The sequence below is a fragment of the Paraburkholderia sp. genome (assembly GCF_035948235.1).
Lineage (GTDB): Bacteria > Pseudomonadota > Gammaproteobacteria > Burkholderiales > Burkholderiaceae > Paraburkholderia.
In genome coordinates this window covers 22,113-33,297 of the sequence record NZ_DASZJJ010000105.1, presented here as the reverse complement: position 1 = coordinate 33,297, position 11,185 = coordinate 22,113, and the positions used below count along the sequence as shown (strand labels likewise).

Annotated in this window: 9 protein-coding genes; 7 read left to right on the top strand and 2 right to left on the bottom strand. The window is 63.2% G+C overall.

What is annotated here, in order from left to right; translation table 11 throughout:
* Positions 1-800, top strand: an 800-nt coding sequence (argG, locus tag VG320_RS09115; protein ID WP_327199791.1) for an argininosuccinate synthase, incomplete at its 5' end; no start/stop codon positions are given.
* A 240-nt stretch (positions 801-1,040) separates the two neighbouring features.
* Entirely contained in the window at positions 1,041-3,539 is a 2,499-nt protein-coding gene (locus VG320_RS09110) for a sensor domain-containing protein (protein ID WP_327199790.1), read from the top strand.
* A 76-nt stretch (positions 3,540-3,615) separates the two neighbouring features.
* On the opposite strand, the gene VG320_RS09105 is transcribed toward VG320_RS09110, so the two are convergent.
* Positions 3,616-4,551 carry a LysR family transcriptional regulator gene (locus VG320_RS09105; protein WP_327199789.1) on the bottom strand — a complete coding sequence of 312 codons (936 nt, stop codon included), beginning with the start codon at positions 4,549-4,551 and terminating at the stop codon, positions 3,616-3,618.
* Positions 4,552-4,679: 128 nt separating this feature from the next.
* On the opposite strand from VG320_RS09105, the gene VG320_RS09100 reads away from it, so the two are divergent.
* The 5 genes from VG320_RS09100 to VG320_RS09080 all read left to right on the top strand — a co-directional run bounded on the left by VG320_RS09100 (position 4,680) and on the right by VG320_RS09080 (position 10,158).
* Positions 4,680-5,666, top strand: coding sequence for a hydroxyacid dehydrogenase (locus VG320_RS09100; RefSeq protein WP_327199788.1), 987 nt, complete (start codon positions 4,680-4,682; stop codon positions 5,664-5,666).
* A 22-nt stretch (positions 5,667-5,688) separates the two neighbouring features.
* A complete protein-coding gene (locus tag VG320_RS09095; RefSeq protein WP_327199787.1) occupies positions 5,689-6,396 on the top strand; it encodes an RraA family protein in 708 nt (235 codons plus the stop codon).
* 146 nt (positions 6,397-6,542) lie between these two features.
* Positions 6,543-7,946, top strand: a complete 1,404-nt coding sequence (locus tag VG320_RS09090; RefSeq protein ID WP_414696005.1) for an MFS transporter — start codon at positions 6,543-6,545, stop codon at positions 7,944-7,946.
* 15 nt (positions 7,947-7,961) lie between these two features.
* Positions 7,962-8,885 carry an SMP-30/gluconolactonase/LRE family protein gene (locus VG320_RS09085; protein ID WP_327199785.1) on the top strand — a complete coding sequence of 308 codons (924 nt, stop codon included), beginning with the start codon at positions 7,962-7,964 and terminating at the stop codon, positions 8,883-8,885.
* A gap of 31 nt (positions 8,886-8,916) precedes the next feature.
* Positions 8,917-10,158 carry an alpha-hydroxy acid oxidase gene (locus VG320_RS09080; protein WP_327199784.1) on the top strand — a complete coding sequence of 414 codons (1,242 nt, stop codon included), beginning with the start codon at positions 8,917-8,919 and terminating at the stop codon, positions 10,156-10,158.
* 4 nt (positions 10,159-10,162) lie between these two features.
* Here VG320_RS09080 and VG320_RS09075 read toward each other — a convergent pair whose 3' ends face one another.
* Entirely contained in the window at positions 10,163-11,128 is a 966-nt protein-coding gene (locus tag VG320_RS09075) for a GlxA family transcriptional regulator (RefSeq protein ID WP_327199783.1), read from the bottom strand.
* Between the last annotated feature and the right edge of the window lie 57 nt (positions 11,129-11,185).

The following is an 11,185-nucleotide window of genomic DNA, read 5'->3' as shown; positions in this document are numbered from 1 at the left end:
AAGGCTTCGCGTACAAGATGTCGGCTGAGAAGGCCTACTCGACGGACTCGAACCTGCTTGGCGCAACGCACGAAGCCAAGGATCTGGAAAGCCTCGAATCGGGCATCAAGATCGTCAACCCGATCATGGGCGTGGCGTTCTGGCGCGACGACGTCAAGGTCGAGCGCGAAGAAGTGACGATCCGCTTCGAAGAAGGCCAGCCGGTTGCACTGAACGGCAAGACCTTCCCGAACGCTGTCGAACTGCTGCTCGAAGCGAACCGCATCGGCGGCCGTCACGGTCTGGGCATGAGCGACCAGATCGAAAACCGCATTATCGAAGCGAAGTCGCGCGGCATCTACGAAGCCCCGGGCCTCGCGCTGCTGTACATCGCTTACGAGCGTCTCGTGACGGGCATCCACAACGAAGACACCATCGAACAATACCGCGAAAACGGCCGCAAGCTGGGCCGTCTGCTGTATCAAGGCCGCTGGTTCGATCCGCAGGCAATCATGCTGCGCGAATCGGCGCAACGTTGGGTCGCACGCGCGATCACCGGCGAAGTGACGATCGAACTGCGCCGCGGCAACGACTACTCGCTGCTGAGCACGAAGTCGCCGAACCTGACGTACCAGCCGGAACGTCTGTCGATGGAGAAGGTGGCATCGACGTTCTCGCCGCGCGACCGTATCGGCCAGCTGACGATGCGCAACCTCGACATCACCGACACGCGCGACAAACTGCGCGTGTACTCGCAAGTCGGTCTGCTGAGCGGCGGCGAAAACTCGGGACTGCCGCTGCTGAAGACCGATAAGGAATAAACCGGTCGCGTAGTATCAGTAAAAAGCCCGCTTCGGTTTTTGGCCGAAGCGGGCTTTTTGCATTTTGGCGCCGAGCGCCACCTGCCGTCGGTTTTCGGGCCAACGGAGGGCGATCCCGGCCCGGGTCGTTGAAGTGAAACGTTTGCGTGCACACAAGCGTTTTTAATCATTGCGCACGCCCTGCCATGCCGCATATATTCTGGGCGGGCGTCGCGCGAAACCGATCAGATACTCGAAAAAATGAAAACTGAGCAAACCCGGGTAACGAATTCCGAAGCTGGCCTCTCCCGGCATACCTCTCAAGCGGAATCGCCGGGCAATCTGCTTCGCCAAATGCCTGTCCAGAATATCGGCTATTCCATTTATCTGCTCGATGCAGATGGATTGATCAAAACGTGGAACGCCGATGCTGCAAAAGCCAGCGGATTCTCGTCAGATGAAATCCTCGATCGGCACTTCTCATGCTTTTACTCAGCTGAGGAGCGGATAGCCGATGTCCCCGCACAACACCTGGACCTCGCGAGAACAACTGGAAAATTCGAGGCCGAAGGCTGGCGCGTGCGCGAGGACGGCGTGCAATTCTGGGCACATGTCTTCATCGAACCCGTCTACGGCGGCAAAGGCGAACTGCTCGGGTTCGTCATGCTAGTGCGTGATCGCAGCGAAGAGCGCTTGCTGGACCAGCAGACGCGAGAACATGAGCGGAGTTTCAGGTTGCTGGTGGAAGGCGTCACCGGCTACGCGATCTACATGCTCGACATGAATGGCGTCGTCTCGAACTGGAATGCCGGTGCGCAACGGGCGAAAGGCTATCAGGCCGCCGAGATCGTCGGCAAGCATTTCTCCTGCTTTTACGAACCTGCGGATCGCGAGCGCGGCTTGCCGCAATACGGACTCGAAACGGCTCGTCAAACCGGAAAATTCGAGGCTGAAGGCTGGCGCGTTCGCAAGGATGGACGCCGCTTCTGGGCACACGTGGTCATTCAACCGATCTATGACGACGTGGGCGCACTGTTCGGCTTCGCAAAAATTACTCGCGACTGCAGCGAGCAGCGCGAGATCTCGCTTGCACTCGAAGAGACCACGCGCAATCTGGATCTGGCGCTGGACAACATGTCTCATGGCTTGAGTCTGTTCAATCGCCGCGGACGCCTCGTACTGTCCAACGACCAGTTCTCCCGCATCCTGTCGCTCCCTGACGGTGCCTTGTTCGCAGGGATGCGGCTGGGCACGATGCTACGGCGCATCGGCGAGTATGCCGGCGTGCCTCAGGATCAAACGGCGGGCTGGGTCAGAAAGGTGCGCACGCAGCTAGTTCAGCGTTTTGCAGCGAATCAGCAACAGGCGACGATGGAAGTCTCCCGTCTGGGCCGTAGCATCTCGGTCGTTACGAGCCTGCTTTCGCACGGCGGTTGGGTGTCCACGATCGAAGACGTGACAGAACGGCGCATCGCGGAGCGACGTATCACGCATCTCGCGCATCACGATCACCTGACCGACCTGCCCAATCGTCTTCACTTCCAGGAACGCTTGTCCGAGCTGGCAGGAAACGCTTCCGCCGAGCGGCCATTTGCTCTGCTTTTTCTCGATCTGGATCGGTTCAAGTCGGTCAACGACACGCTTGGCCATCATGTCGGCGATGAACTGCTCAAGGCCGTGGCGCGACGACTTTCTGGCATCGTGCGCGCGAGCGACCAGTTGGCCCGCTTGAGCGGCGATGAGTTCGCGATTCTGCAAGTACCGTTTCGAAGCGTGAATGACGCGGCGGAACTCGCGCAACGATGCATCGAGAGCCTCTCCGCGCCGTTCGAAATCGAGAGCAACGAAATTAGCGTCGGCGCAAGCGTCGGCATCGTCATTCACGCACGGGCCGGGATCGACGCGGGGACGGTGCTCCAGCGGGCGGACCTGGCACTGTACGCGGCCAAACGCGACGGCCGCAACGGCTTTCGCCTGTACGAGAGCGGCATGAACAACCCGGTTCGACTGCGCAACGAACTCGAAGACGATCTGCGGCGCGCCCTGCGCGCGAATCAACTGGAATTGCACTATCAGCCAATCGTCGACGCGCATAGCGGCATCGCCACCGCATGCGAGGCGCTACTGCGTTGGCGTCACCCAAAGCGGGGTCCCATCTCCCCCGCCGAATTCATCCCGATTGCGGAAGAGCGAGGCCTGATGCCGGAACTCGGCGCGTGGGTGCTGGAGAAGGCGTGTCGAGACGCGGCGCTTTGGCCGACGCATATTCGCCTGAGCGTCAATGTTTCGCCGGCTCAACTGATTCACGCGGACTTTACGCGCATCCTGGCGAACGCGCTCGCGAACGCGGCGCTTCCGGCCCATCGCCTGGAGGTGGAAATTACCGAAACGGTGCTGCTGGAATCGTCCGGCACGTCGTCGCGTATCCTGAACGAAATTCGGGCGATGGGGGTGGGTGTCGCGATGGACGATTTCGGCAAGGGTTACTCGTCATTGGGGCTGCTGCAGAGCGTTCCTTTTACACGCGTGAAGATCGATCGCGGGTTTGTCAATGGACTGGGCAACAATCCGAAATCGGCGGCCATTATCCACGCGATAACCGAACTGTGCCGAAGTCTCGATCTGCCGATCACCGCGGAAGGTGTCGAAACGGGGCATCAACGGCAAGCTCTGCTCGACGAACGCTGCCACGAACTACAAGGCTTTTTCTTTGCCAGGCCGGCCCCCGTCATTGCGCTCGAACGTTATCTGAACGCGTAGCTCTCATGAGCCGCCGATATTAACGATCGAAACCGCGCGAGGACGGAACCGCAAGGCATGCGCCTGTTTGTATTCGCTAGATTGCTGCTCCAGAACGGGACGTATCGCTCTTATCCCTTCGGCCGTCACTCTGCATCCTCACAATTTCCACCAACCTGCGCGCCGCCGGCGAAAGATATCCATCATTGCGGTGCACGACACCAAACTCGCGCGTCATCGTCGTAACCGGATTCGGCAATTCCACCAAAGCCGGCGTAAACCTCCCAGCCTCCAGATTCCGCCGGGAAATAAAGCTCAATAGTCCCGTTTCGGCAATCAACCGCGGCACGGCCGCAATCGAACTTGTCATCACAGCGGCGTGAGGAGCAGGCAACCCATGAGCCGCGAACACCGCCTCCAGCCACTGCCTGGTCGCCACCGACTGCGCAGGCAGCACCCATCCACAAGCCGCCATCGCTTCCAACGTCGCCCGCTTTCCCGCCAGCGGATGTGAAGCACTCGCCGCCACCACCACATCGTCGGCCAGAATCGGAATCTGCACCAACGCCTCATCGTGCGCCCCCAGCGGCCCGATCACCACATCGAGCATTCGCTTGCGCAGCGCATCCTGCAGCACATCGTTCATGCCGATCTGCAACTCCACCACCACAGCAGGCGCTTCCTCATGCAGCACCCGGCAAGCCGTCGGCATGATGAATTCGGCGATGGTTGCGGCCGCACCTACCTTAACCAAGCCTGACAACCCGGCCCCAAGCGTGGCGATCTCGCGCTGCGTCTCGTCGAGTGTGCGCTCGACGAGACGCACTCGCTCCTGCAACAACCGTCCCGCATCGGTCAGCCGGATGCCGCGGCCGCTACGCTCGAACAGCGCCGCTCCGTAAGTCTCCTCGAGCCGGTCGACGCACTTCGAAAGCGCCGGCTGCGTCACATGCAGCGCCTGAGCCGCACGCCCCAGATGACCCAACTCGGCGACCTTTGCGAAATACATCAGATCGCGTACCTGCAGATTCATGACCATGAAGAATCCATAGCTAACAGGAATGGAAAGATGAAAAAACGAAAATAGACATTATGAGTCGCGGTGTCAACAATGACGTCAGGCAGCACCAAGCCATCTGGAAACATCAGGAGACACCCAAGATGTCCTATCGCATCCTCGTCACCGCGCCGCGTCTCGCGCCGGCCGGCCAGCGCGTGCTGGCGGCCGCGCAGTGCGAGACCGTCTATATCGACGACGCCCAGGACGCCGCGCAGGTCGCGCGCATTCTCGCCACTCAGCCCATCGACGCGGTCATTTCGCGCACGGTCGCACTCTCCGGCGCGGCGATTGCCGCTTGCCCGACGCTCCGCGTGATCTGCAAGCACGGCGTGGGCGTGACCAATATCGATGTCGATGCCGCCACGCAGCGCGGCATCCCCGTGTTCACCACGCCTGGCACCAACACGCATTCGGTGGCCGAACTCGCGATCGGGCTGATGCTGGCCGCGGCACGCAAGCTCAACTTCTACGACAGCGAACTGCGCGCGGGCCGCTGGACCCGCACGGGCGATGGCCGCCAGTTGCATGGCCGCACGCTCGGTCTGGTCGGGTATGGGCAGATCGGCAAGCGCGTTGCGGCGATTGCGCACGCGCTTGGCATGCACGTGCGCGCGTTCGATCCGGTCGCGAAGCAGGCCGATGCGCAGCCCTTCGTCACACTGGAGCGCTCGCTGGACGATCTGCTCACGCACGCCGATGTGCTGAGCCTTCATTGCCCCGTCAACGCTCACACGCGCAATCTGCTCGACGCGCGCGCCATCGCGCGGCTGCCGGACGGCGCGATTGTCATCAACACGGCGCGTGGCGAACTGATCGACGAAGCGGCGCTCGTCGACGCCTTACGCAGCGGCAAACTGGCGGCTGCGGGCCTCGACACGTTCCGCAACGAGCCGCTGCCCGGCGACGATCCGCTCGCCACGCTGCCCAATGTCGTGCTCACGCCGCACGTGGGCGGCTCGACGCCCGATGCGCTCGACGCCGTCGCCATATCGGCCGCCGAAACCTGTCTGCGTTTTCTGCGCGGCGAGACGGTCGATGCGCATAGCTGCGTGAATGCCGACGTCCTCGCCGCATCCCACTCCGAATAATACGAACCCCGAAGGTCATCGCATGAGCACAAACCCATCTCAAGACCGGGCCGGCTGGCCCGCAGGTTTCTTTGTCGGCCAACGCACGCTGGTGCCCAGTGCCGCGCAAATCGAGGCGTTTCGCAGCGTGCCGGTCGCACACGCGGGCGATTGCATGGGCCGCAGCACCGGCGCTTACGGGCTGAACGCTTACCATCACTCGGTCACGCTGACGATGTGCGGCCCGGCCATCACCGTGCGCGTGCGCCCCGGCGACAACATGATGATCCACAAGGCGATCGAACTCGCGCAGCCGGGCGATGTGATCGTCGTCGATGGCGGCGGCGATCTGACCCAGGCGCTGATCGGCGGCCTGATGCGCACGTCGGCGATGGCGAAGAAGATTGGCGGTTTCGTGATCGACGGCGCGATCCGCGATCTGGCCGAATGGGCCGAAGGCGGCGTGCCGGTCTACGCGCGCGGCCACACGTTTCGCGGGCCGAGCAAGGAAGGCCCGGGCGAGGTGAATGTGCCGATCGCGTGTGCGGGCATGGTCGTGAATCCCGGCGATCTGATCCTGGGCGATGCGGATGGCGTAATCGCCGTGCCGGTCGACCGGCTCGATACGCTGCTGCCGCTGGTGCGCGCGCACGCGGACAAGGAGGACACGATCCGCGCGACCAACGCGGCAGGCACGGCCGACCCGGAGCGCTTTAACGCGCTGCTGCGCAAGAAGGGTTGCCCGGTTTAGACACCGTTCCCCGTCGCAGTGTCATTAAAAACAAAGCAGGAGACAACGCTATGCAATCGAGCACCTCAGTCGCAGGCGCGCGTGAATCGGCAACGGCACCCGATTCTGCCGATGCGCGCCGCGCCGCCGCGCAAGCAGCGGCCTATATGACACCCGAGGTTCACGCGCGCCAGATCTCGGCGCGTCTCGACCGTCTGCCGCCCAGCGCGCCCGTGTGGCTCCTGATCGGCGCGCTGGCGCTGGGCGGCTGGTTCGAAATCTACGACATGTTCCTCACGGCCTATATCGGCCCTGGGCTCGTCAAGGCGGGCATCTTCGCGAAGACGACGGCTTCGCTGTTCGATCTCGGCGGTCTGGGCGCATTCGTCGCGGCGTTGTTTCTCGGGCTGTTCATCGGCACGATTGGCGTGGCTTTTATCGCCGACAAACTTGGCCGCCGCCGCGTGTTTGTCGGCGCGCTGCTGTGCTACACCTTCGCGGCCGTGATGATGTCGCTGCAGAGCGAGCCGGGCTGGATCGTGTTCTGGCGCGTGGTCGCAGGCATTGGCGTGGGCGCGGAACTGGTGACCATCGACGCCTATGTCTCGGAGTTCGTGCCCGCGCGTCTGCGTGGCCGCGCCTTTGCGTTCGTGCAGGCGATCCAGTACACCTCGATCCCGACGATTGCTTTCCTCTCGTGGCAACTCGTGCCGATCGCGCCGTTCGGTCAGGACGGCTGGCGCTGGGTGGTGTGGATTGGCTGCTCGGGCGCAGTGTTCGTGTGGCTGATCCGGCTGGGCTTGCCGGAAAGCCCGCGCTGGCTGATCCAGCATGGCCGCACCGCCGAAGCCGAAGCGATCGTCGCGCGGCTGGAAAAACGCATCGAACGCGCCACCGGCAAGCCACTTCCGGTGGCAAGCATCGAAAACGTTGCGCACGCAACGGAGTCGGCACCCCTAACGGCGTCAGCGGACGACAGCCCGTGGAGCGCGCGATACCGCCGCCGTACCATCATGCTGCTGGTGTTCAACTTCTTCCAGTCGATCGGTTATTACGGCTTCGCAAGCTGGGTGCCGACACTGCTCGCCGAAAAAGGCGTGACCCTCACGCATAGCCTCTGGTACTCGTTCCTGATTGCCATTGCGAGTCCGCTTGGGCCGCTGTTGTCGATGTTGATCGCGGACCGCGTCGAGCGCAAATGGCTGATTGTCGGCTCGGCCGTGGCGATGGCGGTGCTCGGCATCATCTTCGCGCAACAGCGCGCGCCAATGCTGCTCGTCGCCATGGGTCTGCTGATGACGCTGGCGGGTAACTGCATGACGTTCTCGTACCGCACCTATCAGGCCGAACTGTTCCCGACGCGCATGCGGGCACGCGCCATCGGCCTCGTCTATTCGGCGAGCCGCATCAGCGCGATGCTGTCGGGTTTCCTGATCGGCTTCTTCCTGCGTCACCTGGGCGTGGGCGGCGTGTTCTCGCTGATCGCCGGATCGATGTTTGTCGTAGTCCTGACGATTGGTCTGTTTGGCCCGCGCTCGCGTGGTCTCAGTCTCGAACAGATTTCCGCATAACGTAAGAGGCAGCGCATGTTCTATCTCGATCAACCGCCGCGCGTAATTGAAACGCGCGTGTTCTCCTCGATGCCCGAGCGCTTTCGCCAGAGCGGCATCGGCTCGGCCTGGGCTAATGCCAACAAGGCGGGGCAGAGTGTCGACAGCTTCCTGGAAGGGCCGGCGTTCGATGCGCAAGGACGGCTTTATGTGGTCGATATTCCGTTTGGCCGCATCTTTCGCATCGACCGCGAAGGCGAATGGACGCTCGTGGCGCAATACGACGGCGAGCCGAACGGCCTGAAGTTTCATCCGGACGGCCGCATCCTGATCGCGGATTACCGCAACGGCATCATGCAACTCGACGCGCAAACCGGACGCGTGGAGCCGCTGCTGAGCTCGCGTAACGGCGAGTCGTTCAAAGGTTGCAACGACCTCGCGATTGCGGCGAACGGCGACATCTATTTCACCGATCAGGGGCAGACCGGCCTGCAGGACCCGTCGGGCCGCGTCTATCGCCTGCGGGCCGATGGCCGGCTCGATTGCCTGATCTCGAACGGCGTCAGTCCGAACGGCCTCGTGCTCGATCCGTCCGGGCGCGTGCTGTTCGTGGCGATGACGCGCGACAACGCAGTCTGGCGTCTGCCGCTGCTCGACAACGGCGGCACCGCGAAAGTGGGGCGATTCTGTTCGCTCTTCGGCACGAGCGGCCCCGATGGGCTTGCTATGGACGAAGCAGGCAACCTCTACGTGGCGCACGCCTCGCTCGGCCATGTATTCGTGTTCGCGCCCAACGGTGCGTGTATCGCGCGCGTGAAATCGTGCGCGGGTGAAACGGTGACCAATCTCGCGTTTGGCGGACCGCAGCGTCGGCAGATCTTTATCACCGAATCGAAGAGCGGCAGCATACTCGTTGCCGACACGGAGCACCCCGGCATCGCGTTACCGCGCCTGCTTTAAGCGCACTTCCGTGAGGATGAAACCGAACGCCATGACTGCCGCCTTCAGCCTGAGCGACTATCCGCTCGCGAATCATTCCGCGCCACGTTCGGGCACATCGCCACGCATTCCGCGTCGTCTCGCGCGCGTGCTTTCACTGGCCGATTTCGAAGTCGCCGCGCGACGCCATCTGCCGCGCCCAATCTTCGCCTACGTGAGCGGCGGCTGCGAAACGGACCGCTCGCTGCGCGAGAATCGTGCCGCATTCGAGGACTACGACTGGGTGACGCGCGTGCTCGTCGATACTTCTCGGCGCACATTGGAGACGACGCTTTTCGGCCATACCTACACGGCGCCGTTCGGCATCGCGCCGATGGGCATCAGTGCGCTTTCGGCGTATCGCGGCGATCTGATCCAGGCGCAGGCCAGCGCGCTCGCCAACGTGCCGATGATCATGAGCGGATCGTCGCTGATCCGCATGGAAGAGATCGCCGCTGCCAATCCGCAGGCGTGGTTTCAGATGTACGTGCCCGGCGAGCCGGAGACGATTGCAGCGCTGCTGGATCGCGTCGCGCAGGCGGGCTTTGGCACGCTCGTCCTCACTGCCGATGTGCCGGTCTCGGGCAATCGCGAGAACAATCTGCGTGCGGGTTTTTCCACGCCGCTGCGCCCCGGGCCGCGCCTCGCGTGGGATGGCGCGACGCATCCTCGCTGGCTGTTTGGCACCGCGTTGCGCACGCTCTTGCGGCACGGCATGCCGCATTTCGAAAACTCGCGCACTTCACGCGGCGCGCCGATTCTCTCGTCGAGCGTGCTGCGTGATTTTGGCGCGCGCGATCACCTGAGCTGGGAGCATCTGCAACTGATCCGCCGGCGCTGGCGCGGCAGGCTGGTGGTGAAGGGCATCCTCAATCCCGCCGACGCACGCCGCGCGCGCGAACTCGGCGCGGATGGGCTGATCGTATCGAATCATGGCGGGCGCCAACTCGACGGCTCGATTGCGCCGCTGCGCGCGTTGCCCGCTGTGGTCGATGCCGTGGATGCCGATTGCCCGGTGATGATCGACAGCGGCTTCCGGCGTGGCGGCGATGTGTTGATGGCGATGGCGCTGGGCGCGCGCGCCGTGTTTATCGGCAGGCCGTTCAACTATGCCGGCGCGGTGGCCGGGCAGGCGGGCTTGCTGCATGCGTTCGCCATCGTTGCTGCGGAAATGCGCCGGAATATGGCGCTGCTCGGCGTCGACCGGCCCGATGCGCTGGGGGCGGAGAATCTTCGGCGGCGTGGTGACGTATGAAAACTTATAGAAGATCCGCCCGAAGATCACGCACGCCGCGACCCAGCCGCTGGCGCAACAGAGTGCGCAAGGTCGCACCATCGGCATAACCGACTTCTGTCGCGATCGCTTCGATATCGAGCCCGCTGCCATGCAACAGCGATTGCGCGCGCTCTACGCGCAGATCCTGAAAGTACGCCAGCGGCGATTTCCCCAGTACCTCCTGGCAGCGCCGCTGCAACGAGCGGGGACTCGTCGCCAGCGCGTCAGCGGCATCCTGCAGCGAAAAGCCATTGCGCAACTGCTTGCGCGCCCATTGTTCGAAACGCTGGATCAGCGGATCGTGCTGCGCCAGATGATTGGGGATGATGTAAGGCGCCTGCGAACTGCGAATGTCCGCGAGCAGATAGCGCGAAACGAGCGTGGCAAGTTCCGGGCTCGCCTGGCGAATCAGCCAGAGCGCGAGATCGAGATGCCCCATCGCGGCGCCCGCCGTCACGCCGATATCGGTCGCCACCAGCATGCGCGATTCGTCGAGTTTCACGCGCGGATAACGCTGGCGGAACAGCGGCGCGAGCGACCATGTGCTGGTGGCTTCGCGCCCGTCGAGCAGACCCGCTTCGGCCAGCAGGAACGTGCCGATACACGAGGCGCCGATGCGCGCGCCCTGCGCGTGCCACGTCTGCAACTGCGCTTTGGCGTCGGCGACGTCGGGTCTTTCCAGCGCCGGGATCAGCAGCTCCGGCGTGGTGGCGTTGAGTGCCGGGACGATGACCCAGTCGGGTTTGAGGGCGGGCGTGATGGGCTGAACGGGAATCGTAAAGCCGTGCCCCGACCGCACCCTTTTGCGCACGCCAACCACGCTCACATCGAAACGCGGCGTGCCGCCCAGCGCGCGCGCCGCGAGTCCATTGGCGGCCCTCAGGGAGTCGAGCGTGACGGCGAGGCCCGTATCGAACAATCCTTCGAGCGCGAGTACAGAAATTCTCATGGCGTAAATGACCATAAAGTTGTCATTTACGACGATACTCCTTTGCCCGGCCGAACG

Coding starts and splice junctions, on each gene's coding strand:
- VG320_RS09105 (WP_327199789.1), bottom strand. CDS start 4,551: ATGAATCTGCAGGTACGCGATCTGATGTATTTCGCAAAGGTCGCCGAG.
- VG320_RS09100 (WP_327199788.1), top strand. CDS start 4,680: ATGTCCTATCGCATCCTCGTCACCGCGCCGCGTCTCGCGCCGGCCGGC.
- VG320_RS09095 (WP_327199787.1), top strand. CDS start 5,689: ATGAGCACAAACCCATCTCAAGACCGGGCCGGCTGGCCCGCAGGTTTC.
- VG320_RS09110 (WP_327199790.1), top strand. CDS start 1,041: ATGAAAACTGAGCAAACCCGGGTAACGAATTCCGAAGCTGGCCTCTCC.
- VG320_RS09090 (WP_414696005.1), top strand. CDS start 6,543: ATGACACCCGAGGTTCACGCGCGCCAGATCTCGGCGCGTCTCGACCGT.
- VG320_RS09080 (WP_327199784.1), top strand. CDS start 8,917: ATGACTGCCGCCTTCAGCCTGAGCGACTATCCGCTCGCGAATCATTCC.
- VG320_RS09085 (WP_327199785.1), top strand. CDS start 7,962: ATGTTCTATCTCGATCAACCGCCGCGCGTAATTGAAACGCGCGTGTTC.
- VG320_RS09075 (WP_327199783.1), bottom strand. CDS start 11,128: ATGAGAATTTCTGTACTCGCGCTCGAAGGATTGTTCGATACGGGCCTC.